The 25,701-nt window shown below is 75.6% G+C and carries 20 protein-coding genes; 14 read left to right on the forward strand and 6 right to left on the reverse strand.

All coding sequences use genetic code 11. From position 1 onward, the window contains the following. The first annotated feature begins 10 nt into the window (after positions 1 to 10). The 4 genes from IE99_RS0119460 to IE99_RS0119475 are packed head-to-tail and all read left to right on the forward strand — an operon-like array spanning position 11 to position 7,407. Positions 11 to 2,614 carry a SaeA-related protein gene (locus tag IE99_RS0119460; protein WP_030172520.1) on the forward strand — a complete coding sequence of 868 codons (2,604 nt, stop codon included), beginning with the start codon at positions 11 to 13 and terminating at the stop codon, positions 2,612 to 2,614. Beyond that, a complete protein-coding gene (locus IE99_RS0119465; protein ID WP_030172522.1) occupies positions 2,611 to 3,783 on the forward strand; it encodes a TRAFAC clade GTPase domain-containing protein in 1,173 nt (390 codons plus the stop codon). Before IE99_RS0119460 ends, IE99_RS0119465 begins: the two co-directional genes overlap by 4 nt. A 58-nt stretch (positions 3,784 to 3,841) precedes the next feature. Further along, on the forward strand, positions 3,842 to 5,680 hold the full coding sequence (locus tag IE99_RS0119470; RefSeq protein WP_030172525.1) for a GAP1-N2 domain-containing protein: 1,839 nt from the start codon (positions 3,842 to 3,844) through the stop codon (positions 5,678 to 5,680). Beyond that, complete coding sequence (locus IE99_RS0119475; protein WP_245623268.1) at positions 5,677 to 7,407, forward strand: TRAFAC clade GTPase domain-containing protein; 1,731 nt, start codon at positions 5,677 to 5,679, stop codon at positions 7,405 to 7,407. Before IE99_RS0119470 ends, IE99_RS0119475 begins: the two co-directional genes overlap by 4 nt. A gap of 3 nt (positions 7,408 to 7,410) precedes the next feature. Here IE99_RS0119475 and IE99_RS0119480 read toward each other — a convergent pair whose 3' ends face one another. Further along, positions 7,411 to 8,007, reverse strand: coding sequence for a TetR/AcrR family transcriptional regulator (locus IE99_RS0119480; protein WP_030172530.1), 597 nt, complete (start codon positions 8,005 to 8,007; stop codon positions 7,411 to 7,413). Between the two features lie 90 nt (positions 8,008 to 8,097). On the opposite strand from IE99_RS0119480, the gene IE99_RS0119485 reads away from it, so the two are divergent. Together IE99_RS0119485 and IE99_RS0119490 are read left to right on the forward strand one after the other, a co-directional pair. Next, entirely contained in the window at positions 8,098 to 9,075 is a 978-nt protein-coding gene (locus IE99_RS0119485; RefSeq protein WP_030172534.1) for a phosphotriesterase family protein, read from the forward strand. A 73-nt stretch (positions 9,076 to 9,148) separates the two neighbouring features. Next, positions 9,149 to 10,222: a S1C family serine protease gene (locus tag IE99_RS0119490; RefSeq protein WP_030172537.1), complete on the forward strand. Its 1,074-nt coding sequence runs from the start codon at positions 9,149 to 9,151 to the stop codon at positions 10,220 to 10,222. Between the two features lie 56 nt (positions 10,223 to 10,278). Here IE99_RS0119490 and IE99_RS0119495 read toward each other — a convergent pair whose 3' ends face one another. After that, on the reverse strand, positions 10,279 to 11,499 hold the full coding sequence (locus IE99_RS0119495) for an RNA-guided endonuclease InsQ/TnpB family protein (protein WP_051712816.1): 1,221 nt from the start codon (positions 11,497 to 11,499) through the stop codon (positions 10,279 to 10,281). Positions 11,500 to 11,537: 38 nt separating this feature from the next. On the opposite strand from IE99_RS0119495, the gene tnpA reads away from it, so the two are divergent. The 4 genes from tnpA (at position 11,538) to IE99_RS0119515 (ending at position 16,213) form a co-directional block, all read left to right on the forward strand. Beyond that, positions 11,538 to 11,933 (forward strand): IS200/IS605 family transposase, encoded by a 396-nt coding sequence (gene tnpA, locus IE99_RS0119500; RefSeq protein WP_030172543.1) that lies wholly within the window; start codon positions 11,538 to 11,540, stop codon positions 11,931 to 11,933. Between the two features lie 108 nt (positions 11,934 to 12,041). Next, on the forward strand, positions 12,042 to 14,348 hold the full coding sequence (locus IE99_RS0119505) for an FdhF/YdeP family oxidoreductase (protein ID WP_030172546.1): 2,307 nt from the start codon (positions 12,042 to 12,044) through the stop codon (positions 14,346 to 14,348). A gap of 10 nt (positions 14,349 to 14,358) precedes the next feature. Then, positions 14,359 to 15,003 (forward strand): DUF1707 SHOCT-like domain-containing protein, encoded by a 645-nt coding sequence (locus IE99_RS0119510; protein ID WP_030172549.1) that lies wholly within the window; start codon positions 14,359 to 14,361, stop codon positions 15,001 to 15,003. 70 nt (positions 15,004 to 15,073) lie between these two features. Continuing rightward, positions 15,074 to 16,213, forward strand: coding sequence for an acyl-CoA dehydrogenase family protein (locus IE99_RS0119515; protein WP_037559703.1), 1,140 nt, complete (start codon positions 15,074 to 15,076; stop codon positions 16,211 to 16,213). Positions 16,214 to 16,261: 48 nt separating this feature from the next. Here IE99_RS0119515 and IE99_RS0119520 read toward each other — a convergent pair whose 3' ends face one another. The 4 genes from IE99_RS0119520 to IE99_RS29435 form a co-directional block, all read right to left on the reverse strand. Continuing rightward, complete coding sequence (locus IE99_RS0119520) at positions 16,262 to 17,119, reverse strand: esterase/lipase family protein (RefSeq protein ID WP_030172555.1); 858 nt, start codon at positions 17,117 to 17,119, stop codon at positions 16,262 to 16,264. A gap of 211 nt (positions 17,120 to 17,330) precedes the next feature. Then, complete coding sequence (locus tag IE99_RS0119525; RefSeq protein WP_030172558.1) at positions 17,331 to 18,470, reverse strand: CaiB/BaiF CoA transferase family protein; 1,140 nt, start codon at positions 18,468 to 18,470, stop codon at positions 17,331 to 17,333. A 39-nt stretch (positions 18,471 to 18,509) separates the two neighbouring features. Beyond that, positions 18,510 to 20,096: a hypothetical protein gene (locus tag IE99_RS0119530; RefSeq protein ID WP_157610384.1), complete on the reverse strand. Its 1,587-nt coding sequence runs from the start codon at positions 20,094 to 20,096 to the stop codon at positions 18,510 to 18,512. 136 nt (positions 20,097 to 20,232) lie between these two features. Beyond that, on the reverse strand, positions 20,233 to 21,162 hold the full coding sequence (locus IE99_RS29435; protein ID WP_030172564.1) for a threonine ammonia-lyase: 930 nt from the start codon (positions 21,160 to 21,162) through the stop codon (positions 20,233 to 20,235). A gap of 88 nt (positions 21,163 to 21,250) precedes the next feature. Here IE99_RS29435 and IE99_RS0119540 point away from each other — a divergent pair, with 88 nt between their 5' ends. From IE99_RS0119540 to IE99_RS0119555, 4 genes are all read left to right on the forward strand, one after another. Continuing rightward, positions 21,251 to 22,003: a M50 family metallopeptidase gene (locus IE99_RS0119540; protein WP_245623269.1), complete on the forward strand. Its 753-nt coding sequence runs from the start codon at positions 21,251 to 21,253 to the stop codon at positions 22,001 to 22,003. Between the two features lie 140 nt (positions 22,004 to 22,143). Further along, a complete protein-coding gene (locus IE99_RS0119545) occupies positions 22,144 to 23,082 on the forward strand; it encodes a hypothetical protein (protein ID WP_051712779.1) in 939 nt (312 codons plus the stop codon). Next, entirely contained in the window at positions 23,079 to 24,605 is a 1,527-nt protein-coding gene (locus IE99_RS32745) for a DUF5691 domain-containing protein (RefSeq protein ID WP_030172574.1), read from the forward strand. The genes IE99_RS0119545 and IE99_RS32745 overlap by 4 nt, the downstream gene beginning before the upstream one ends. Next, positions 24,602 to 25,681 (forward strand): ATP-binding protein, encoded by a 1,080-nt coding sequence (locus IE99_RS0119555; protein WP_030172577.1) that lies wholly within the window; start codon positions 24,602 to 24,604, stop codon positions 25,679 to 25,681. Before IE99_RS32745 ends, IE99_RS0119555 begins: the two co-directional genes overlap by 4 nt. Positions 25,682 to 25,701: the final 20 nt, after the last annotated feature.

Below are 25,701 nucleotides of genomic sequence, written 5' to 3' on the forward strand. Positions count from 1 at the left end.
GCCGCCCCCGATGGAAGCGAGCAGGGCGTTCGACGACGCGTACCGGGCGGAGGTGCTGGAGCCCGCGCGCGCCGCGGGCGACCGGCCGCCCGAGGACCTGCGCGTGCGGTACGCGCTGCCCGATCCCCTCACGCCGGACGCGGTCGCGGCCCGGGTCCGGGAGGTCCGGCGGTGCTGGCGGCGGGCCCGGGGGCAGCTGAAGTTCCGCAAGCTGATCGACCGGCTGGAGGCCGAGCACCGGGAGCTGGTCCCGCTGTTCCAGGCGGCCGAGCGCGGTGACCTCCACCCGCTGCGGGCGCGGCTTCGCGGTGGGCGGGAGCGCGCGGAGCGGCGCGGCGAGCAGGCACGCGAAGGGCTCGCCGACGCGGCGGGCGCGGCGCTGATGGTGACGCCCGGCGAGCTGGACGCCATCGCCCGGACCGCCGGCGTGGCGCCCGCCGAGCTTGCCGCGTTCGCGGCGGCGGAGGGCATCGACGTCCGCGAGCCGGACCCGCTGCCCGCGCGCCCGCCCTACCCGGCCTACCGGAAGGTGCGGGAATCCCTGGACGTGCTGGGGGCGCGGCACCTCGCCGCCTTCGTCCTCGGCGCCCGCACCGCGCCGATGCACGTCGTGGACGGTTTCGCGTCCCCGGCCGCCCCCGCCGGGCTGGGCCCGGACGCCGTCGCGGCGGCGGGGGCGCGGTGGGCCCGCCGCAGCCGCGACACGAGCACCACGCACGCCGACACGGTCCTCGCCGCCCTGCGCTCCGCCGACCCGGCGGAGCTGGTGCTGTTCGACGTGGTCGACCGGCTCCGCGACCGGCTCCGGCAGCGGGCCTCCGAGCGGGCGCTGCTGCGCTACGCGACCGGCGGCCTCGGCGTCGCCGAGCAGGACGCGCGCCGCCTGGTGTTCGCGCTCGTCCGCGAGTCCGGCCCGGCGGGGGGCCTCGCGGGGCGGCTGCGGGCGCTTCTCGACGCGGGCGAGGTCCAGGCGGCGGCCGCGCTCGCGGAGGCGTCCGAACCGCCCGCCCGGGACGGGGATCCGCCGGAGGAGGCCGTCCTCGCGGCCGAGGCGCGGCGGCGGCTCGACACGGCGCTGCGGCTCCGCGAGACGGCCGCCGCCGAACCCGACCCGGACCGGGCCTGGCTGCTCCTCGCCGACGCGCTCCGACTCGTCCGCGATCTGCCCGGCGCGGAGCGGCACCGCCGCTCCCTCCCGCCCCGCCCGGTGCCGGCCGTGCACGCCGACGTCGACGGCGGCGCGGTGCGCGTGTCGTGGACCCCGTCGCCGTCGACCGCGGGGGACGTCCGGCATGCCGTCGTGCGCCGCGAGGACCGCCCGCCGCGCGACCCCGCCGACGGCGAGCGGATCACCGGGCAGGAGGCGGGCGGCGCGGTGCGGGACGTGCGGGCGCCCGTCAACGTGCCGCTGCACTACGCGGTCTTCGCGGTGCGGGAGGACGCGGTCGCGGCCGGGGCGGTGGCGGGGCCGGTCGTCGTCCGGCCGGAGCCGGCCGACGTCGTGCTGGCGGCGGGGGACGGAGTGGTCACCGGGCGGTGGCGGTGCCCGGAGGAGGCGGCGCGGATCGTCGTGACCCGGGACGGGCGCGGCGTGCCGGCGACGCGCGACGGGTTCCGGGAGCGCGTCCCCAACGGCGCGGCGCTCCGCTACCGGGTGAGCGCCGTCTACCTGGACGCGTCGGGCCGCGAGACCGGCACGCCGGGGGTGACGGCGACGGTCACGCCGAGCGCGCCGCCGGAGCCGGTGTTCGAGCTGGCGGCCGAGCCCGACCCGGCCGATCCCGGGCTGCTGCGGGTGCGGTTCGAGGAGCCCGGCAACGGGACGGTGGAGCTCGTCCTCGCGGACGCGCCGCCGCCCTGGCCCCGCAGCGCCCTCGTCCCGCTCGCCGAGGTGCGGCGCGCGACCCGGCGGCTCACGGCCGTCCCGGACGGGCGGGGGCTCGCGGTCCGGCCGGGCCGGGACGGGTGGCTGCTGGCCGTCACCGCCGTCGGCGACGAGGCCGCGATCGGCGCGTGCCACCGGCACCTGAACCTGCCGCCGCCCGGCCGGCTGATCACCGAGCGGCGCGGCGCGTACCTGCACGTCGGGTTCGACTGGCCGGACGGCGTCGCCGAGGTCGAGGTGACCCGCCGCGCGGGCGGCGCGACCGCGACCGAGACCGTGTCCCGGGCCGCGTACGAGACCGGCGGCGGGATCCGGCTGCCGGTCCCTGAGGACCAGGCGGTGGAGGTGTCGGTCGCGGCGGCCGGGATGTCCGGCGGGACCCCGGTCACCGGGCGGCCCGTGACCGCCGTGGTCGCCGCGCGCACGGTCGTCCGGTACGACCTGGTGCGGACGGGCCCGCCGTGGCGGCGGGAGCTGACCGTCCGGCTGTCCGCGCCGCGCCCGCTGCGGGTGCGGCGGCTCAGCCTCGTCCGGCGGGCCGGTCGGGTGATGCCGCACCGCGCGGCGGACGGCGAGACGCTCGCGGCGTGGGACTCGGTGCCCGTCCCCGGCGAGGTGTCGGTGCCCGCGCCGGCCGCCGCCGGGCCGCACTGGCTGCGCTGCTTCGCCGACGACGACGACGTCGAGCTGGGCGATCCGCCCGTCCGGCGGATGCGGGCCGGGCGATGAGCGGCCGCCGGGACGTGACGTGCCCGTACTGCTTCGCGTCCGTCGCGCCCCGCGAGATCCTGTTCCGCTGCCGGGGCCGAGCCGGGCGGCGCGGCGGCTGCGCGCCCGTCCTGGACGAGGAGCTCGCCGCCTACACCGGCTCGACCGCGAACGCGTCGCTGCCGCCCGTGTTCGCCGCGCCCGGCCGGTCGGGGCGCGCCGAGTGCCCCGGCTGCGGCGGCCCGACCGGCAACCGCGCCTGCCCCCGGTGCCACAACCCGCTCCCCGCCGCGTACTGCGCCCATCCCGGCCGGATCGTCGCGCTCGTCGGCGCGAAGAACGCGGGCAAGAGCACCTATATCGCGGTGCTGCTGCACGAGCTGATGAACCGGGTCGGCACCGAGCTTGACGCGTCCCTCGTCGCCTGCGACGACCGCACGATCGAGCGGTACCGGCGCGACTTCGCCCGGCCGCTGCTCACCGAGCGGCGGCTGCCGCCGACCACGACGAGCGCGGCGACCGCGCCCCGCGAGCCCCTCGTCTACCTGCTCACCCGCACCCGGCGCGCCCGCCTGCGCCGCGACCGGACCGACTCGCTCGCGCTCGTCCTGTTCGACAGCGCGGGCGAGGACCTCCGCAGCCGGGAGGTGACCGACCTGCACCTGCGCTACCTGGAGGCGGCCGATGCGGTCGTCCTGCTCGTCGATCCGATGGAGCTGCCCGGCGGGCGCGGCGCGGGCGACGCCCCGGTCCAGGACGACCCGATCGACATCATCGTCCGGGTCACCGAGGCCCTCCGGCGGCGGCACGGCACCGCTCCCGGCGAACGGCTCCCGGTCCCGGTCGCGGTCGCCCTGACCAAGATCGACATGCTGGGGGCGGAGCCGCCGGGGCAGTCCGCGCTGCACCGCTCCCGGAGCGGCTCCGGCGTCCTCGACCTGGACGACAGGGACGCCGTGGACGCGCAGGTCCGCGCCCTCCTGCACGACCGGCAGGCCGGGCGGCTCGACACCTACCTCGCCCAGCAGTACACCGACCACGCCCTGTTCGGCCTGTCCGCCCTCGGCGCCGCCCCGGCGGGCGACCGCGTCGGGGCGGGCGGCGTCCGCCCCCACCGCGCCGAGGACCCCCTCCTGTGGCTGCTGTACCGGTTCGGCATGCTCGCCGGCACCCGCCCGGGAGGCGGCTGACATGGGCGTCCGGCCGGAGGGGATCCGGGCGGTCCCGCCCGGCGGGGAGGGGTGAGCGATGGCGTGGCAGCTGCACTACACGTCCGCCGAGCGGGGGCCCACCGGCCGGGCGGGTTTCCAGTTCGTCGCGCAGACGCCCGGCCTTCCCGCCGGTGCCCGCGCGGCCGTGACCCCTCATCTGGCGTATCGCCCGCCGCCGGACGTGCCCGACGACGCGGCGCTGAACCGGTTCCCCGTCGCGTTCCTGTACGACCGGGTGGACGGCCGCCCCCTGCTGCTGTGCTGCCGCTACCTGGGGCGCGACTACTCGGGGCGCCACGGCAACTTCTTCGCCCACGCCGTCGTCGCCGAACCGGGCGAGCTGGAGGGCGTGCGCCCCGCCGAGCTGTGGCGGGCGCCCCTCTGGGCGTCGCGGCCCGCCGGCGGCGACCTCCTCCCCGAGCTGGAGGAGCTGCCGCCCGGCGAGGCGCTCGAACCGGAGGCGCTGGCCGCGTGGCTCGGTGACCGCGACGCCCACACCGCCCTCGGCCGGCTGGTGGACGCGGCCCTGGACGTCCTCGACCGGGGGCACGGCCGGCTCGTCCTGGTCTCCGGCGACGGGGAGGCGATCGCCCGCTGGTTCGCGCTCATCACCTATTCGCTGCCCATGGACCTGGCCGCCCGCCTGACGTTCACGACCTACAGCGCCGACCCGGACGGCGCCGCGCAGCGCCTGGTCGGCACGACGCCGGGAGCCTGGGCCGCCGCGCACGCCGCGTCCCCCGACCTGCCCGGCCTGCATCTGGACGGCGGCCTCGCCGTGGACGGTCCCCCTGCCTCCCTGTTCGGCCGCGTCGCGGCGGACTGCTGGCGCGGCGCGGACCTCGCCGCGCTCGACGCCCTCGGCGAACTGGCCCTGGTCGGCCCCGGCGAGGGCGGCGCGGAGGCGCGGGAGCGGGCCGCCGCCGTGCTGGCCCTCCACCGGGGGCTGCCCGTGACGCCGGCGGAGCGGGCGGCCGCCGCCCTGCTGCTCACCCGTGCGGGCGGCGCCGTCCCGCGGTGGCTGCGGAACGGGCCGGCCGGGCCGCGCGTCGCGGCGCCCGTGCCGGGGCCGGCCGCCGCCCGCGCCGGGGACAGCCGCGCGGCGGTCACGGGCGAGCTGCTGCGGCTCCCGCTTTCGGACGGCGACCTCGCGTCCGCGCTGGCGGAGGTGTGGGCCGCGCCGCCCACGGCTTCCGAGTGCCTCGCCGTGCTGGACGCGCATCCGGCGGAGTGCGGCGCGCACCCGGTGCTCGCCGCCCTGCCGACGCGGGCGTTCGGGAGGATGCCCCTCGACGGCGGCGACGGGGTCACCGACATCACGGCGCTCCGGCTCGCGGCGCGCGTGCGGGCGGTCATGCCCGGCTGCCGCTCCGAGCGGAACGCGGCGGTCGTCCAGGCGTACGCGGACGCCGTCGGCGCGGACCGGCCGGCGCCCGCCGCCGCGGCGCTGCGCGCGCTCGCCGGTACGGACGACGCCTCCGCCCGGCTCGCCGAGAGGGCCTTCACCGGCGCCGTGCGGGGTCTCGGCCGGCGGCCGCCCGGGTTCCGCGCCGGGCTGCTGGCCGTCCTGCCCCCGCCGCTGCGCGCCCGCGTCGGCGAACACTGGGTCGCCGGACTGCGCGACACCGCCCGGACGGGCCGCGCCGCGCTGCCCGGCGGCGCGGCGGCGGCCGAGCGCAACGCGCTGGTCGAGGCCGTGCTGCGGATGCGCCTGCGGAACGCCCGCGACCCCGGGCTGGAGCGGTGGGCGGGCGCCACGGCGTCCCGATGGCTTCCCGGCCGGCAGCTCGACCGGCACCTGTCCGGCCTGCCGGAACTGCGCGCCGAACTGGACGCCCTGCGGGCCGGGCCCGCCGCCCGCACCGGGGGGCGGTGACCGCCGTGCACCCGATCGTCGTGATCCTGCTGATCCTCGTCTGGGCCGCCCTGATGTGGATCCAGGTCGTGTACGTGGTCCCGGTACTGTTCGCGGTGACGCTGGCCGCCGCAGGGGTCGCCGCCCTCGGCCTCTACCACCTGCACGCCTGCCGGACGCTCGCGCCGGTCACGCTTGCCGGGCCGTCACCGGTCGCGGCGCCGGAGATCTCCTACCGGCACTACCTGCTCGGGCAGGTGTGGCGCGACTGGTGGGCGATCACGCGGACGGTCGTGCCGCGGGTCCGGCGGACGGCCCGCGGGGTGCTCGCCGCGCTGACCCGGACGCTCGTCGGCGGCTTCTGGGGGCTCTTCCTGTTCCCGGTGTGGGCGGCGCTGTGCGCCGGGATCGTGGCGGCCGCCGTCCCTGCCGCCGTGTTCGTGCTGGCGCTGACCGTCCTGTACGGGGCGGTCGCGACCGCGTGGCTGGCGGCGTGGCTGGCGTGCGTGCTGGTCCTCGCCGCGATCGAGCGCGGCTTCATGGCCTACGGGCGGATCCTGCAGACCTGCCCGCATCCGTTCTGCTACGAGCGGATCGCCCTGCCGGTGTACGCGTGCCCCGGCTGCGGGGCGCGGCATCCCCGCCTCGCGCCGGGCCCGGCGGGCGCGTTCCGGCACGTGTGCCGGTGCGGGGCGCGGCTGCCGACGACGGTCCCGCTCGGCCGGTTCCGGCTCGCCGCGTACTGCCCGCACTGCGGCGGACGGCTGCCCGAGCGGATCGGGCGCGTCCGGGTGGAGCCGCTGCCGTTCGTCGGCGGGCCCGGCGCCGGGAAGACGACGTTCATGATGCTGGGCATCCGGGCGCTGCACGACCGGGCCCGCGCCGCGCGGGGACGCCTCGCGTTCGTCGAGCAGCGGCACGCGCAGGCGTACGCGGGCGCGCTGCGCGCGTTCGAGCGCGGCGGCCGGCTGACCAAGACGGGCCCCGAGCTGCCCCTGGCCACGATGCTGGACGTCGAGCTGCCCGGCCGGGCGCGGCGCATCCTGTACCTGTTCGATCCGGCCGGGGAGCACTTCACGGGCGCGACGGAGGTGGAGTCGCTCCGCTACCTCGACCACGGGGAGGCGCTGCTGTTCATCGTCGACCCGTTCGCGCTCCCCCACGTGCGGCGCGCCCTGACCGGTGACGAGCGCGGCCTCGTGGAGGGCGCGGGGGCGGCGTCGGACGAGGATCCGGCGGACACCTTCCAGCGCGTGCTGAACGAGCTGCGCTCCCGTCCCGACCGGGGCCGCCAGAAGCGCGTCGCCGTCGTCGTCACCAAGACCGACCTGCTGGTCCGCACGGAGGTCGGCCGCCGCCTCGGCGATGTCCGCGGCTGGCTCGGCGGCGTCGGGCTCGGCAACACCGTCCGGACACTCGACCAGGTCGCGGGCGAGGTGCGGTACTTCGCGTCCGGGCTGGCCCCCGGCGGTCCGGGCGCCGAGGTCGCCGACCTGCTGGGCTGGGTGTCCGGGCTGCCCGACGCCCCCAAGGGCGGCGAGGACGGCGCCCCGGACGGCGGCACGGGAGGGGATCCGCCGGGCACGGTGCCGCTGCGCGCGCCGTGGCCGGTGCGGGGGCGCGGAGCCGGCCGCGTTCCGTTCGGCTACCAGGCGGGGCGCTGGGGGGTGCTGGCGAGCCTGTCGGTGCTGACGGTCACGGCGCTGACCGGCGCGGCCGTCGCCGCCGCCGGTCACCTGCCCTACTGACGCTCACTTCGCCTCGAGCCCGGCGAGCACGAAGTCGGCGACCTCCGCCGCGAGCTCGGCGGCCGGCTTCGGCCCGTCCGCGCGGTACCAGGACGGCATCTGGTTCACCATGCCCAGCGCGACGATCACGACGGTCTCCGCGGGCGTCGCGGTACTGAACACGCCCTCCCGCCGGCCCTGCTCGATGAGGCCGCGGAACGCCACGTGGTAGCGGCGCCGGTCGGCCCGGACGGCGTGCATCGCCGCGTCGTCCAGCCGGTGCGACTCGCGCGTGAACACCTTCGCCTCGTCGATGTGCTCGGCGGTGCTGAGGATCAGCTCGACCAGGACGGTCCGGACGGCCTCGCGCGGCGGGAGCCCCGCCGCGATGACCCGGTCGAGGTCGGCGAGCTGCCGGGCGATCAGGGAGTGGTAGATCTCGTAGAGGAGATCGTCCTTGGAGTCGAAGTAGTGGTAGAGCGCGCCCTTGGTGACGGCCGCGGCCTCCACGACGGACTGCACGGGCGTGCCGTCGAAGCCCCTCTCGGCGAACAGCCGGAGCGCGGCGGAAAGGATCCGCCGCTCCACCGGGCTCTGCCGCACCGGCCTGCCGTCCGCCATCCGCGTCCTCCCTCTTGACCCCCGGCATCCCCGCACATAGCTTGCCAGAAACCGACCGGTCGGTATGTCACTTCATCCGGGGAGGAACCCATGCCCGACGTCGAGACCGTCCGAGGGCCCGTGGACGTCGCCGAGCTCGGCCGGACGTTCATGCACGAGCACGTCTTCGTCCTCGGCACCGAGCACGTCCAGAACTACGGCTCGGGCGCCTGGTGGGACGAGGAGGAGCGCGTCGCCGACGCGGTGACCAAGCTCCGCCAGCTGGTGGAGCGCGGCATCACCACGATCGCCGACCCTACCGTGTGGGGCCTCGGCCGCTACATCCCCCGCGTCGCCCGGATCGCCGAGCAGGTACCGGAGCTGAACATCATCGCCGCGACCGGGATCTACACCTACAACGACGTCCCGTTCCAGTACCACTACCGCGGCCCCGGCACGCTGCTGGACGGCTCCGACCCCATGGTGGCCGACTTCGTCCGCGACCTGACCGAGGGCATCGGCGACACCGGCGTCCGCGCAGCGTTCCTCAAGTGCGCGGTGGACGCGCCGGGCTTCACACCGGGCGTCGAGCGCGTCCTGCGGGCCGTCGCGGGGGCGCACCGGGCGACCGGCGCGCCGATCACCGTGCACACCGAGAGCCACACGCAGACGGGACGGCGCGCCCTGGAGATCCTCACCGAGAAGGGCGCCGACCTCAGCAAGGTCGTGATCGGGCACGCCGGGGACAGCAACGACCTCGACTACCTGATGGCGCTGGCCGACACGGGCGCGATCCTCGGCATGGACCGGTTCGGCATCGACATCATCAACTCGACCGCCGACCGCGTGAACACGGTCGTGGCGCTGTGCGAGCGCGGCTACGCCGACCGGATGGTCCTCAGCCACGACGCCAGCTGCTTCATCGACTGGTTCGGCCCCGACCCCGAAACGCTGCGGGGGATGGCCCCGAACTGGAACTACCGGCACATCAGCGACGACGTCCTGCCCGCGCTGCGGGCGCGGGGCGTCACCGACGCGCAGCTCGAGCAGATGCTCGTCACGACCCCGCGGCGGTACTTCACCTCCTGATCGAATCGGAATGGATCGGGGATCATGGGGGAAAACAGGAAACCTGGGGGATGGACCACGAGGAGGCGGCCAGGTGACCGACGGCCCCGCTCACCGCAGGGCGCTCGCGCTGCTCGCGGCCGCGGCGCTGCTCGTCCCCGGCTGCCGTCCCGTGGAGGCGGGCGGCGGCGCCGACCTCCCCCCGACGGTCTCGGCGAGCCCGACGCGGCAGGCGAAGCCGAGCGGACGCCGGCCGGGGGTCGTCAACATCGACACCGAGCGGGCCCTCGACCGGACCCGCGCGGCCGGGACCGGCATCGTGCTCGACACCTCCGGGCTCGTGCTGACGAACAACCACGTGATCGCGGGCGCCACCCGGATCAAGGGCACCGACACCGACAATCGCCGGACGTACCGGGCGAAGGTCGTCGGCTACGACAAGACGGGCGACATTGCGGTGATCCGGCTGACCGGCGCGTCCGGGCTGCGGCCCGCCGCGTTCGCGCCGGCCGACGGCGGCGCCCGCGTCGGCGACCCGGTCACCGCCGTCGGGAACGCGGGCGGCCGGGGCGGGACGCCGACCGTCGTGACCGGGCGGGTCACCGCCCTCGGCCAGACCGTCACGGCGCGCAACGAGAGCGACGGCGGCGCGGAGCGGCTGTCCGATCTGATCGAGACGAACGCGCCGATCCGGCCGGGCCACTCGGGCGGGCCGCTGCTCGACACCGCCGGCCGCGTCATCGGGATGAACACGGCCGCGTCCACGGGACGCACCGCCGACGGGCGCAAGCGCAAGGGCGCGCACCGCGGCTACGCGATCCCGGCCGACCGGGTCCTCGCGGTGGCCCGGCAGATCCAGCGCGGCGAGCCGTCCTCGACCGTGCACATCGGGCCGACGGCGCTGCTCGGCGTCAAGGTGCGCGGTGCCGCGCGCGGGCGGGGCGCCACGGTCATCGAGGTCGTGCCCGACACCCCCGCCGCCGACGCGGGCGTCCCGGTCGGGGTGACCGTCACCGCGCTCGGCGGCCGGCCGGTCGACTCCCCCGCCACCCTGTCGGCGCTGATGCTCGCGCACCATCCGGGTGACAGCGTCCGGCTCGACTGGACGGGACGCGACGGCCGCCCGGGGTCGGTGTTCCTTCGCCTGACCGAGGGCCCGCCGCAGTAGGCCGGGCACCGTCCCGCGTGCGACAGTGGGGCCATCCCACTTCGAGGACGTGAGCGTTAACGATCCCCACGGATAGATCCGGGGGATTTCCCTCCGGGGCCGGGCCCTGGATTCCCAGCTCGGACCGCATCTGATCCACCGTCCCGGAAGGAGGCGATCTGGTGTCTTACGTCGTCGGCACTGGCACGGTCGCGTTCAGCCGTGGCGAGGATCGTCCTCGCGGCGTTGAGGTCACGTCCTGCGGTGTAGCCGCAGGCCGAGCACTCGAAAGTCCGTACGCCCAGTCCGAGGCGGAGATTGGTTCTCTCGCCGCACCCGGAGCAGGTCATCGTGGTGTAGGCGGGCGGCACCAACACCACCTTCCGGCCCGCCCGCGTACCACGGTCGATCAGTTCCCGCTTGGCGGCGCCGATCGCGTTGTCCGCGGCCTTGCGGGCCATGGTGGTCTTCGCGAGGAACTTCGGCTTGAAGTCCTCGACGGCGATCAGGTGGTGGTGCTCGACCACGTTCTTCGCCCAGACCCGGGCGTCGTGGGTGTTCTGCCGGGCCGCCTTCTTGGCGATCCGGGCGGCCTGGCGCTTGGCCTGCTGGTAGCCCTTGGACTGCGGCCGGCCCTTGGGCCGGCGTCGGCGGGCCATCGTGCGCTGCGCCTTGGCGAGCTCGGCGGCGCAGCGGCGGCGGTGGCCGAAGTGGGGAAGGTCGAAGGCCGGGTTCGTGGTGCCGGCGGTGGTCTTGACACCCCAGTCGACGCCGATGCCGGGCAGGTCGGCGTCCGGGGCCGCGGCGACCTCGCGGCGAACCACGAAGGAGGCGTACCAGTGGCCGAGCGAGTCCTGGTGGACCCGCACACTGGTCGGCTCGGACGGCAGCTCCCGCGACCACACGACCGGGACGGTCACCTTGCCGGGCAGACACAGCCGGCCGTCTTTGAGCCGGAAGCCGCGGGTGGTGTACTCCAGGCTCGGCAGGGCGTCCTTCTTGCGCTTGGTCTTCGGCCGGCCCCGGCCCTTGACCTTGAACGAGTGGTCCAGGGCGGCGCCGTAGGCGCGCAGCGTCTGTTGCTGGGCCACCTGCGATCCGTCCCGCAGCCAGGCGTTACGCCCCCGGGCCTCGGTCAGCAGCTTCGACAGCTTCCCCAACGTCGGCTTACGGCCGGATCGCTGCTGGTGCACGGCCTCGTTCCACAGCCACCGGCAGCGGCCCCACTCGTCGAGCAGTGCGGCCTCCGCGATGCGGCCGGGCCGCAGGCGGTAGGTGTAACGCACTGTCTCGGACACGCCGGCCACTATACAGCACGAAGCTATATAGTCGCGGCATGGACCAGGTCAGGTCGAACAACAACGTCGTCTACCGCTGCCACTACCACGTCGTCTGGTGCCCGAAGTACCGGCGCAAGGTCATCGACGGCAAGGTGGACGACCGGCTCAAAGAAATCATCCGGGACGTCTGCGCCGAACGGGACGCCCCGATCGAGGCGATCGAGACGATGCCCGACCACGTGCACCTGCTCGTGGTCGTGGACCCGCAGTACGGCATCCACCGCCTGGTCAAACAGATCAAGGGCCGGTCATCCCGGCTGCTACGCCAGGAGTTCCCGCACCTCAAGTCCCGGATGCCGACCCTCTGGACCAACTCCTACTTCGTCGCCACCACCGGCGGCGCCACCCTGGAGGTGGTCAAAAGGTATGTCGAGAACCAGCGCAACGTGTAACCAGACGCCCATCCGCCTTGGCGGCGGATGGGCTACCCCTGACCTGCTCCGCAGGGGCTCCGTTTCCTCCCCACGGCTAAAGCCGGGGATTTCCACAGAAGGCACCGGATGAGCCGCAAGCCGCCCGCCGACGATCCGAGCGACGCCGGCCTCGAGGTCACCGCTCCCAAGGAGTGGGCGGCGGGCCTCCCCGGGGTCACGGCGGCGCTGCGGGCGTCCTACGACCAGATGGGCGCCCGGCGGACGGCGCTGACGCTGCTGCGCGTCAACCAGGAGAAGGGCTTCGACTGCCCCGGCTGCGCCTGGCCCGAGGGCGGCCGCCGGCACCGCGCCGAGTTCTGCGAGAACGGCGCGAAGGCCGTCGCGGAGGAGGCGACGACGCGGCGGATCACGCGGGAGTTCTTCGCGCGGCATCCCGTCGCGGAGCTGGCGGAGCGCTCCGACCACTGGCTCGGGCAGCAGGGCCGGCTGACCGAGCCCATGATCCTGCGCGAGGGCGCGGCGCACTACGAGCCGGTGTCGTGGGAGGAGGCGTTCGGCGTCCTCGCGCAGGAGCTGTCCGCGCTCGGCTCCCCGGACGAGGCCGTCTTCTACACGTCGGGCCGCACCGGAAACGAGGCCGCGTTCGCCTACCAGCTGTTCGTCCGCGCGTTCGGCACGAACAACCTGCCGGACTGCAGCAACATGTGCCACGAGTCCTCGGGGTCGGCGCTCACGGAGACGATCGGGGTCGGGAAGGGCTCCGTCCTGCTGGAGGACCTCCACCGGGCGGACCTGATCTTCGTCGTGGGGCAGAACCCCGGCACGAACCACCCCCGGATGCTGTCCGCGCTGGAGCGCGCCAAGCAGGAGGGCGCCCGGATCGTCGCCGTCAACCCGCTGCCGGAGGCCGGGCTGATGCGCTTCAAGAACCCGCAGCGCCCTTCCGGGCTGGGGCGCGGTACCCCGCTGGCCGACCGCTTCCTCCAGATCCGGCTGAACGGCGATCTCGCCCTGTTCCAGGCGCTCAACCGCCTGCTCCTGGAGTCGGACGACCCCGGCGCCATCGACCGGGGCTTCATCGACGCCCACACGCACGGCTTCGCGGAGTTCGAGGAGCACGTCCGGAACCTGGACTGGGACGACGTGCTGGAGGCGACCGGCCTCGCCCGCGCCGAGATCGAGGCCACGCTCGCCGACGTCCTCGCGGCGCGGAGCGTCGTCGTGTGCTGGGCGATGGGCCTCACCCAGCACCGCAACTCCGTCGCGACGATCCGGGAGGTCGTCGACTTCCTGCTGCTGCGCGGCAACATCGGCCGCCCCGGCGCGGGCGTGTGCCCCGTCCGGGGCCACTCCAACGTCCAGGGCGACCGCACGATGGGCATCAACGAAAGGCCCGCGCCCGCGTTCCTGGACGCCCTCGCCGCCGAGTTCGGGTTCGAGCCGCCCCGCGCGCACGGCCTCGACACCGTCCGCGCGATCCGCGCCATGCGGGACGGCGCCGTGAAGGTGTTCCTCGGCATGGGCGGCAACTTCGTCCGCGCCACCCCCGACTCGGCGGTGACGGAGGCGGCGCTGCGCGGCTGCCGGCTCACCGCGCAGGTCTCGACGAAGCTCAACCGCTCGCACGCGGTGACCGGGCGGCGGGCGCTGATCCTGCCGACGCTGGGCCGGACGGAGGAGGACGTCCAGGAGTCGGGCGCCCAGTTCGTGTCGGTCGAGGACTCGATGGGCATGGTGCACGCCTCGCGCGGCCGCCTGTCCCCCGCGTCCCCGCACCTGCTGTCGGAGGTCGCGATCGTCTGCCGGCTCGCGCGGGCTGTCCTGCCCGGCTCCGGCATCGGCTGGGCCGCGATGGAACGCGACTACGACGTCGTCCGCGACCACATCTCCCGGGTCGTGCCGGGCTTCGAGCGGTTCAACGAGCGCGTCCGCGAACCCGGCGGCTTCACCCTGCCCCACGCGCCCCGGGACGAGCGCCGGTTCCCGACCGCGACCGGCAAGGCCAACTTCACCGTGAACCCCCTGGAGGTCCTGCGGGTCCCGGAGGGGCGGCTGCTCCTGCAGACCGTGCGGAGCCACGACCAGTACAACACCACCGTCTACGGGCTCGACGACCGCTACCGCGGCATCAAGGCCGGCCGCCGCGTCGTGTTCGTCCACCCGGACGACCTTGCGTCCCTGGGCCTCGCCGACGGCGCGATGGTCGACCTCGTCTCGGAGTGGGCGGACGGCGCCGAGCGGCGCGCCCGGTCGTTCCGGACGGTCGCGTATCCGACGGCGCGCGGCTGCGCGGCGGCCTACTTCCCGGAGACGAACGTTCTGGTCCCGCTGGACAGCACCGCCGAGATCAGCAACACGCCGACGTCGAAGTCCGTCGTCGTGCGGCTGGAGCCCGCGTCCGGGCCCTTGGGCGGGGCTCGCGCGGAGGAATAGGCTCGGGTCCATGACGAATCTGCCGGAACCCGTCGAACCGCCGGGGCCGCCCGCCATGCGCGCCTCCGACCACGACCGCGACCGGGTCGCGCAGATCCTGCGGGACGCGGCGGGGGACGGCCGGCTGACCCTCGAGGAGCTGGACGAGCGCCTGGACGCGGTGTACGCGGCGAAGACCTACGCCGAGCTGGAGCCGCTCACCCTCGACCTGCCGGTGCCGGGCACCGCGCACGCGGCGGCGCTGCCGTCCGGGGTGGACTTCCGGCCGCTGCCGGACGCGCCGTCCTGGCGGATCGGCATCGGCGTCATGAGCGGGTTCCGCCGCGCCGGCGTGTGGAACGTGCCGCACCGCTTCTCGGCGTTCGCGTTCTGGGGCGGCGGCAAGATCGACCTGCGCGACGCCCGGTTCACGGCGGACGAGGTCGTGATCCGGGCGTTCGCGATCATGGGCGGGGTGGAGATCATCGTCCCGGACGATCTCACCGTCCATGTGAAGGGCCTCGGCATCATGGGCGGTTTCGACGAGCGCGCGAGCGGCCCCGGCGTCCCGGGCGCGCCGAAGGTCGTCATCAAGGGCTTCGCGTTCTGGGGCGGCGTCGACGTGAAGCGCCGGGCCCGCAGGGCGGAGAGGAAGCGCAGGGAACTCCCGGACTGACCCCCCGGTCATCCGCACTCCGCCGCTCCCGGTAGATTCCGAATCCGGTTCTAGTCGTGGGAGGCGCGCGATGGGTGCTTGGGATACCCCCGAGCGGGCAGAGCTGCGAAAGCTCGTCCGGACGTTCACCGAGCGGGAGATCGTCCCGTTCCTGGCGGACTGGGAGGACGCGGGCGAACTGCCCCGCGAACTGCACCGCAAGGCGGCGGACGCGGGGCTGCTCGGCGCCGGGTTCCCCGAGAGCGCCGGCGGGTCCGGCGGGGACGCCGTCGACGCGCTCATCGTGGCGGAGGAGCTCATCCAGGCGGGCGGGTCCGGCGGCGTCATCGCGTCGCTGTTCACGCACGGCATCGCGCTGCCGCACATCGTCGCGTCCGGTGACGAGGCGCTGATCGGCCGGTTCGCGCGGCCGGTGCTCGCCGGAGACAAGATCGGCGCGCTCGGCGTCACCGAGCCGGGCACCGGCTCGGACGTCGCGGGGATCCGGACGTCCGCCGTCCGCGACGGCGACTGCTACATGATCAACGGCGCCAAGATGTTCATCACGTCCGGCGTGCGGGCCGACTTCGTCACCACCGCCGTGCGGACCGGCGACCCCGGCTTCGGCGGCATCTCACTGATCGTCGTGGAGAGGGGCACGCCCGGGTTCAGCGTGTCGCGGCCCCTGCGCAAGATGGGCTGGCAGTGCTCCGACACGGCCGAGCTCGCGTTCGACGACGTCCGGGTCCCCGCCGCGAACCTCGTCGGCGACGAGAACAGCGGGTTCCTGCAGATCGTCCAGAACTTCGTCACCGAGCGGCTGTCGCTCGCCGTCCAGGCGTACGCGACGGCGCAGCGGTGCCTCGACCTGACCCTTGACTGGGTCCGGGAGCGGGAGACGTTCGGGCGCCCGCTGTCGTCCCGCCAGCTCGTCCGGCACAAGGTAGCCGAGATGGCCCGGCAGGTGGACGTCGCGCGCACCTACACGCGGTCGGTCGCCGAACGGCACCTCGCCGGGGAGGACGTGCTGACCGAGACGGCCTACGCCAAGAACACGGCGGTGTACGCGTGCGAGCACGTGGTGCACGAGGCCGTCCAGCTGCACGGCGGCATGGGCTACATGCGGGAGTCGGAGGTGGAGCGGCACTACCGCGACGCCCGGCTGCTCGGCATCGGCGGCGGCACCAACGAGATCATGAACGAGATCGTGGCCAAGCGGCTCGGGTTGTGAGCCCGGCGGCGCCCGGCGGGAGCCCCCGCCGGGCGCCGCACCGGTCGCTCAGCCGAGCGGCTTCGCGCAGTCGATCGGCCAGTACGGGCCCCAGATGTCGAGCGAGTTCAGCACGAACTTGATCATCACGGGGTCGAAGTTGATGCCGAGGTGGGCGTTGGTGTCGTTCGGGCACTTGTCCTGCAGCAGGATGTTGTGCGTGTTGGTGCCGTTGAGGAACGCCGAGGTGTAGGGGGTCACGACCTCGTCGTACTTCGTGGCCAGCACGATGTACTCCGGGCCGGGAACGGTGTCGCCGCCCGCGTTGAGCTCCTGCAGGAACTCCGAGCCGGTGATCTGCTGCCCGGCGGCCGGCGCGGCCAGCACGATCGCCTGCGTGATGCCGAACAGGCTGCCGAGCCTCACCAGCCCGGACGCGTTCGTCCCGTGGTTGGACGGGACGATCCCGATCAGCTTGTTCACCTTCGCGGCGCCGCCCAGGTTCTTCATGTAGTACCGGGGCATCATGCCGCCCTGCGAGTGGCCGACGATGTCGACCTTGGACGCGCCGGTCGAGGCGCGCACCTTGTCGACGAACGCCGACAGCTCCCCGGCCGACGTCCGGATGTCGGCGGTGCCCTGGATGGGGGCGTCCTTGGCGCCGCCGTAGTTGAGGGCGTAGACGCAGTATCCGGCCTTCTTCAGCGCCGGCGACAGCTTCTGCCAGTTGAACGCCATGTTCTCGAAGGTGCCGTGCACGAGCACGACGGGGCGGGGCTTGAGGAACGACGGCTTGCACTTCCAGTCGTTCGCCCCCTCCGGGACGATCTCGGCGTGCGCGGCGGGCGCGGTCACCACGGCGAGGCCGAGGGCGGCGGGCAGCGCCGCGGCGGCGACCGCCCAGGAGCGGAGTCGTCGGTAACGCATGGGGCTCTCCCTGAATCGGGCACGCCGGAGAGAGGGCGGAACCGGCCGGGGTGGGGCCGCCGGTTCCGCCCGCTCGTCGCCGTGTCGGGGGTGGTCCGCCACAAGGTACGGCCGCGATCCGGCGCGGTCTTGTGAGCGGATCCGCCATTTGCCCCCGGGCGATTGTCAGGAGATTCACAACGCGCTCCGCGGACCCGCGGAGGCGCGCAGGTCAGCCCTGGACGACCGCCCCGCTCTTCAGCAGGTCGTCCGCGTCCTCGAACCCGAGGTCGGTGAGGACGTCGCGGGACTGGCCGCCCGGCAGGACGGGGACCCCGTCGGTGGCGGTGTCGGTGCGGGAGAAGCGCGGCGCCGGGGCGGGCTGGCGGCGGCCGCCGAGCTCCGGGAACACGTCCCGGGCCGTGTTGTAGGGGTGCGTCATCGCCTCGTTCATCGACAGGACGGGCGCCACGCACGCGTCGCTGGGCACGAAGACCTCCGCCCACTCGTCGCGGGTCTTCTCCTTGAACGCGGTCGCGAACCGCTCGCGCAGGCGCGGCCAGCCGTTCCGGTCGTGCTGGTGCGGCAGGTCCTCGCCGTCCACGCCCAGCAGGCGGATGAACTCGGCGTAGAACTGCGGCTCGATCGCGCCGACCGCCATGTGCTCACCGTCGGCCGTCTCGTAGACGTCGTACCAGGGGGCGCCGGTGTCGAGCATGTTGACGCCGCGCTCGTCCTCCCAGATGCCGCCCGCGAGGAACCCGTGGATGAACGTCGACAGGTGCGCGGTGCCGTCCACGATGGCGGTGTCGACGACCTGGCCCTTGCCGCTGACCTTGGCCTCCAGGAGGGCCGCGAGGACGCCGACGACGAGGTACATGCTGCCGCCCGCGAAGTCGCCGAGCAGGTTCAGCGGCACCTGCGGCGGGCCGCCCGCGCGCCCGATGGCGTGCAGCGCGCCGGTGATCGCGATGTAGCCGATGTCGTGGCCGGCCGTCTGGGACAGCGGGCCCTCCTGGCCCCAGCCGGTCATCCGGCCGTAGACCAGCTTCGGGTTGCGGGCGAGGCAGTCGTCCGGGCCGAGGCCGAGGCGCTCGGTGACGCCGGGGCGGAATCCCTCCAGGAGCACGTCGGCCCGCTCGGCGAGGCGGAGCACGACCTCCCGGCCCGCGTCCGACTTCAGGTCGACCGCGATGGACCGCTTGCCGCGGTTGGTGAAGTCGGTGGCGCCCGCCCCCGTGCCGGCCGCGGACGCCCGGTCGACGCGGATCACGTCCGCGCCGAGGTCGGCCAGCAGCATCGCCGCGAACGGACCCGGCCCGATGCCGGCCAGCTCGATGACCCGTACTCCGGAGAGCGGCCCCTTGCCCATAGCGCGACCCCTTCTGAACGTCGTTCGGTCTTCGCTCCCTTAGTGTGCCCCATGGGGATAAGCGTCCGCTGACCGGACCTCGCGGTCCACGGCGGCGGTGAGCGTGACGTACCGGTCCGGGCGCTTCGCCGGGGTCGGCGAGCCGGCCACGAGCAGCCGGTCGTCGACGCGCGGCGCGCGCAGCGGCCCCCGCGCCCGCGGCACGAACCCGCGCCCGGCGGCGGCGACGTACAGCCAGCGGCCGGACGGCGCCTCCCACCACATGCCGCTCACCGGGCGCCGGTCGTCGCACGTCCCGGTCACGGTGGTGCCCTTCGCGCCGGTCAGGGCGGCCCGCGTCACGGCTCCGCCGGGGTACTCGACCCGGGCGCACACCCAGTCGGCCCGCGCGCCGCTCTGCGGCAGCGTCCCGGTCCAGAACGTCCACGCCATCGCCTCGGTCACCGGGCCGGACTGCGCCGGCAGCGCGCACGCGGTCCGCCGCCACGCGGCCAGCCCCTCCGCGCCGAGCTCCCGGCCGGCCTTGCGGGCGGCGGGCGCGCGGTGCGTCAGGACGGCCGCGCGGGGCCCGCCGAGGTCCCCGATCGTCCGGTCGCCGAGCCGGAACAGCGGGCCGCGGCCGCAGCGGGTCCCGGCCGACACCGGCCCGACGACCCCGTCGCCCGCCGGCAGCGCCGCCCCGGCGAGCGACGTCGCCTTCCGGTCCCACGGCGACAGCAGGTACCGGCCGCCGCCGAGCGGGATCGGCGCGGACGCGTCGGTGCCCGCCGTCGCGACGCTCAGGCTCCCCGTGTAGCGGGCCAGCCGGTCCCCGCGCCGCATCAGGACGAGCCGCTCGCCCCCGGCCGTCCCCGCGTAGAGCAGCTGCGCGCCGCCGCCCGCCCCCCGGCCCGCGCCGCCCGCGTTCGCCCAGGCGCGGGCCGCCCCCTCGATGAGGGCGGTGTCGTGGACGAGGTCCCCGCGCGCGGGCCAGGCGTCGAGCGTGCGGGAGCCGCGCGTCCAGGCGTCCGGCGGGGCCGCGGCGAGCCGCAGCGCGTGCGGGACGACGGGCCGCGCGCCCGCCGCGTCCGGCCGCCGGGCCGCGGGCCCGCCGGCCTCGGTCACCATGAGCGCGCCCGCGAGCACCGCGGTCGCCGCCGCGGCCGCGAGGACCGGCGCCAGCGGACGGGGCCGCACGGGGTTCCGCAGCACCGGATCGAACGGCATCGGCACCGGGAGCGGCACCCGCGCCGCGTCCGCCGCCCGGATCACCGGCCAGGGGTCGCGGATCCGCATCCGCACGAGCTGGTCGTGGACCGCGTACCGCGGCAGCCCCTCCAGGTGCCGCAGCACGTACGCCACCCGCACGGGCGGCTCCAGCCGCGCGAGCGGCCCGATCGGGCCGGGGTCGGGCAGCCGCGGCGGCAGCGCCCGCAGCCACGGGCCGAGCCCGAGGTCGAGCCGGCGCGGCGGACGCATCGCCCGGCGCAGCACGCGGGTGCGGCGGCGCACCGGGCCGCCGCGCGCGCCGTCCACGATCCGGCGCGCGAGCACGAGCCGGTAGGCCCGTTTCCCCTTGCCCGGAAGAACGAAATAGGCCAGTCGGACAAGTTCTCCGTAGGACGACTCCGTCCCCTTTTTCGTCATCACGGCCTCCGGCACGGCGGCACTCCCTCCGGGTAACCCGATAGCGGAATCCCGAGGTTAGGCAGCCGGAACGCGCCGGTGGCGGAATTGAAAGAACGATTAACAACGCGAGGCGGGCACCCGGTCCGGACGGCGGCTACCCCAGGGCGGCGACATATGCGGGAATGGTGATGTTGCGACCGGACACCACCACGACGGGACGTCCCGTGACGTTCACCCGGCCCGCCAGCAGCGCCGCGACCCCCGCCGCGCCCGCGCCCTCCGCCACGACACCGTGCTCGGCGAACAGGAACCGCACCGCCTCCGCGATCTCCGCGTCGGTGACCGCCGTCAGGTCCGCGTGCCCGCGCAGCACGTCCGGCGTGACGCAGCCGGGCTCCAGGTTGCCGGGCAGGCCGTCGGCGAACGTCTCCCCCACCGGCACCTCGACGACGCGTCCCGCCGCCACCGACGCCGACACCCCGCGCGACACCGACGACTCGACGCCGACGATCCGCACGTCCCCGCGCTCCCGCGCCCACAGCGACAGCCCGGCCGCCAGGCCCCCGCCCCCGACCGGCGCGACCACCGTCAGCGGGCCGCTCACCTGGGCGTCGAGCTCAAGGCCGATGGTGCCCTGGCCCGCGATCACGGCGGGGTCGTTGTAGGGCGAGACGAACCGTCCGGGCAGGGCCAGCGCGTGCGCCTCGGCCTCGTCGTAGGTCGTCCCGTGCCGGACGAGCCGGACCGGGAACCGCGCGATCCGCTCGACCTTCGCCCGCGACGCCCTCGTGGAGACCACCACGGTCACGTCCGCGCCGCTGCGCGCCGCCGCGTACCCCATCCCGAGCCCGTGGTTGCCGGCGCTGGCGGTGACGGCGGGCTCCCCGGGCGGCAGCGCGGCCAGGGCCGCGAGCGCCCCCCGCACCTTGAACGCCCCGGTCGGCTGCAGCGTCTCCAGTTTCAGCAGCGCGCCGGGCGCGATCTGCGACGCCACGACCGGCGTGGGGGCCAGGACCCCGGACACCGCTCGCCACGCCGCCTCCAGGTCGCCCGGCTCGGGGACGCGGACCTTCCGCACGGTCATGGCACACCTCCGGTCGAGATTTCCGAACGCGGACGCCATCCGGAACGTCCTAGGGTGAGGCATCACGAACGACGACACCGGGGTGAACGTGGAGAACGCAGGCATCGCCGACCTTTGGCACCGAGTGACCGGCGCGCAGCCCGACCCGCCCTGGTGGCTCGTCATCCTGGTCGGCCTGACCGCGCTCGCCGCCGTCCTGCACGGCCCCACCTGGCGGGTCGCGCGCAACACCATCACGATCGCACACGAGGGCGGCCACGCCATCGCCGCCCTGGTCACGGGCCGGAAGCTGGACGGCATCAAGCTGCACTCAGACACCTCCGGCGTGACCGTCTCGCGCGGCAAGCCGCACGGCCCCGGCATGATCTTCACGGCGCTGGCGGGCTATCTGGCCCCGCCGCTGCTCGGCCTGTTCTTCGCGCTGCTCCTGGCGGGCGGCCGCATCACGCTCATGCTGTGGTTCTCGCTCGCCCTCCTCGCGGCGATGCTCATCATGATCCGCAACGCCTACGGCGTCCTGTCGGTCGTCGGGACGGGCGCGGTCATCTTCGCCGTGTCCTGGTTCGGGGGCGCGACGCTGCGGGCGGGGTTCGCCTACCTCGCCGCCTGGTTCCTGCTGCTGGCCGCCGCCCGCCCGGTCGTGGAGCTCCAGCGGATGCGCTCCCGCCACATGGCGCCGAGCTCCGACGCCGACCAGCTCGCCCATCTGACGGGCGTGCCCGGCCTCGCGTGGGTCGGCCTGTTCGCCGCCGTCGCCCTCGGGTCCCTGCTGGCGGGCGCCGCCCTCCTCGCGCCGGACGCGCCGTCCCTCTCCGAGCTTCCCAAACCCCCCGGATTCTGACGGGCCGCAAGCGGCCGGACCCCTCCCGTCCCTCCGCTATCCAGCGCCACCGCCGGCAAGGCAAAGGGCGCTGACAACCGGCCCGACCGGTCGTCAGCGAATAGGCGGAAATGTCGTAGGGGCCCGATAGTTTTCGGAGGGTGAGCGGGCTACGGGAACGGCGGGTCGCGGACGGGCTCGCCGAACTGGATCGATGGCTGTGCGACCAGGTCGCGCACGGGCTCGCGGACGCCGAACGGGCCCCCGGGGCGCGGTGGGACGACGCGGCCCGGCGGCTGGTCGACGCGCAGGCGGGCGGGCTCGCCGGAACGGTCCGGGCGCTCGCCGCGATCCCCCGGCGGCCCGGCTGGCCGGAGCGGCTGCTGGCCGAGTACGCGCTGCTGCGGCTGCTCGTCCGGGCCCACCGGCGGTGCGACGGGCTGCCGCCCGCTCTGCGGGACTCGGTCCGCGCGCGCATCGGGTTCACCGTGGCGCGGCGGGACGTGCTGGACGCGGGCGAGCGCGTCCGCGACCTGTGGTGCGCCGTCGGATGCCGCGACTCCGTGCAGGAGCAGCTGACGACGCGGCGGGTCTGGCTGCGCGGCCGACGGACGGGCAGAGCCGCGCTGGTGCTGTCGTTCGCGCCGAACGGCGCCGCCCTGGACGATCCCCTGGGAACGAGCGCGGGCCGAGGAACCGACACGGGCGCAGGCGCGGAGATCGATGCCGAGCTCGCCTTCTATCCCGGTGCGCAGCCGCTGCGGGCCCTCGTCGCGGAACGGTACGGCCCACCCCGCGCGGCGGAGCCCGAGGGGATGTCCGTGCGGGAGTTCCTCGACGAGCACGCGGCGGCGCTGGCGCGCGACCCCTGGACGGATCTGTGGCCGGCGGTGCTGGCGGACGTCCGGGTCGGCCGGGCGGGCGACGTCTGGCACGCCGTCGACCGCGTCGGCGACGCCCTGCCGCTGCGGCTCGCGTCACCATGGCGCCTGCTGGCGGTCTCGGGAGGCGGCCCGGTCACCCTCGCCGGAGAGTGGACGCCGCACGGCCTGCGCCCCCTCACCGCCTGGCAGGACGAGGAAGGGGCCGTCGCCCTGTGAGCGCATGGGACGAGCACGTCACCGCGGGCCTCCTCGGCACCGAACGCCGCGACCCGCCCGCCCTGGCCGGGACCGGCGCCCCGGGGGACGGCGGGCGGCCGTCCGGTGGCGACGGCGGGGCGGGCCGGCTGCTCGACCAGGCGGCGCTGCTCACCGTCCGGGCGCGGGCGGGGCACGTTCCGCGCCGCGACGTCGAGGCGGTCGCGGCGGCGCCCGCCGAGGAGGCGGACGTCGTGCCGGAGGCCGCCGCGCGGAGGCTGGCGCGGATCCTCGGCGGGGAGCAGATCAAGGTGCTGCCCGAGTGGCTGGACGCCGCGGCGGCGCAGGGGTGGCGGGTGCCCGCGCGGCTGCTGCCCGAACTGCTGGAGCGAGGGCGCAGCGACCGGATGCTGCGGCCGTCCATCGCGCGGGCCGCCGGGCGGCGCGGGGTCTGGCTCGCCCTGCGGAACACCGACTGGGCGTACCTCGTCGGCGCCGGCGACGACCCGGGCGGCGGCGACGACGTGTGGGAGACCGGCACCCGGCACCAGCGGGTCGCGTATCTGGCGCGGCTGCGGGGCTCCGATCCGGCGGCGGCGCGGCGCGCCCTGCGGGCGGTGTGGCAGAGGGAGGCGGCGCCCGACCGCGCCGCGCTCCTCGCGACGTTCGAGCGGGGACTGTCGGACGCGGACGAGGAGTTCCTCGAAGAGGCGCTGGAGGACCGCGGGAAGGACGTCCGCCAGCTCGCGGCCGACCTGCTGGCCAGGCTCCCCGGCTCGGCGTACGGGGCGCGGATGGCCGCTCGGGCGCGGGCGTGCCTGCGGACGCAGCGGCGCGAGCTCCACGGCCGGCCCCGGACGCGGATCCTCGTCGAGCCGCCCGGCGAGCACGGCGAGGACCTCGCGCGGGACGGCGTCCCGTTCCACCCGAGCGGGTCGTTCGCCCCGAACGGCGGCGGGCCGGTCGGCACGCGGGCGGCGTGGCTGCGCGAGATCCTCGCCCGCACGCCCCTCGCGACCTGGACGGATCACTTCGGCCTCCCGCCCATGGAGATCGTGCGCCTCCCCGTCGCCGGCACCGGCGCCCGGGACGTCCACATCGGCTGGGCTCGGGCCGCGCGGCGGCAGCGCGACACCGCGTGGGCGCGGGCGCTCCTCAGGGGCGGCGCCGTGGTGGACGAGCCGGAGGCGCTCGCCGACCTGCCGGCCGTCCTGCCCGCCGCCGAGCGGGACGACGCGGCGGCCGGCCTGATCCGGATGGCGGACGGCCATCCCGACCTGCTGCGCGTCCTCGAGCGGGTGCCGGGGCCGTGGACGGGCGTCCTCGCGTCCGCCGTGGTCGCGGCGCTGGTCTCGGCCGCCCGCCGGCCCGCCCGGCGCGACGAGCTGACCCTCACCCAGCTGTGCCGGCTCGCCGACCGGCGGCTCGACCCCGGCGCCGCCGCCAGGCTCGCCGACCTCGGGCCGGGCACGCCCCGCGCCGTCCACGACCTGACCGCCACCCTGCGCTTCCGCGCCGACATGCTGAAGGAGCTCACCCGGTGACCGAGATCTTGCGGCCGCACGCCGAGCAGGAGTACGCGGCGGAGCTCGCCGGCCTCGCCGCGCACGACGACCGGCCGCGCCCGCCCGGCTGGCGGCTGTCGCCGTGGGCGGTCACCGCCTACCTGCTCGGCGGCGCCCTCCCCGACGGGACGATGATCACGCCGAAGTACGTGGGGCCGCGCCGCCTGATCGAGGTCGCGGTCGCGACGCTCGCCACCGACCGCGCGCTCCTGCTGCTGGGCGTCCCCGGCACCGCGAAGACGTGGGTGTCCGAGCATCTCGCGGCGGCCGTCAGCGGCGACTCCACCCTGCTCGTGCAGGGGACGGCGGGCACGGCGGAGGAGGCGGTCCGGTACGGCTGGAACTACGCGAGGCTGCTCGCGGAGGGGCCCTCGGAGGCCGCCCTGGTCGAGAGCCCGGTGATGCGCGCCATGCGGCTCGGCGCGGTCGCGCGGATCGAGGAGCTGACGCGCATGCCGGGCGACGTGCAGGACGCGCTCATCACCGTCCTGTCGGAGAAGGCGCTGCCGGTTCCGGAGCTCGGGACGGAGGTGCAGGCCCGCAAGGGGTTCACGGTCATCGCGACGGCCAACGACCGCGACCGGGGCGTGCACGAGACGTCGAGCGCGCTGCGCCGCCGGTTCAACACCGTCGTCCTGCCGCTGCCGGAGTCGGCCGAGGACGAGGTCGGGATCGTCGCCTCCCGCGTCCGGCGGATCGGGGCGGCGCTGGAGCTGCCCGAGTCACCGGCGGGGCTGGAGGAGATCCGCCGCGTCGTCACCGTGTTCCGGGAGCTGCGCTCGGGGGTCACCGCCGACGGCCGCACCCGGCTGAAGTCGCCCGCCGCGACGCTGAGCACCGCCGAGGCGATCTCGGTCGTCACCGGCGGGCTGGCGCTGGCCGCCCACTTCGGCGACGGCGTGCTGCGCGCCCCGGACATCGCGGGCGGGCTCGTGGGCGCCGTCGTCCAGGACCCGGTGTCCGACCGCGTCGTGTGGGAGGAGTACCTCGAGACGGTGGTACGGGAACGTCCTGGATGGAGCGATTTCTACCGCGCGTGCCGGGAGGTCTCCTGATGCCGGACGCGCCGCGCCCG

It is taken from the genome of Spirillospora albida (genome assembly GCF_000718255.1).
Taxonomy (GTDB): domain Bacteria; phylum Actinomycetota; class Actinomycetes; order Streptosporangiales; family Streptosporangiaceae; genus Spirillospora; species Spirillospora albida.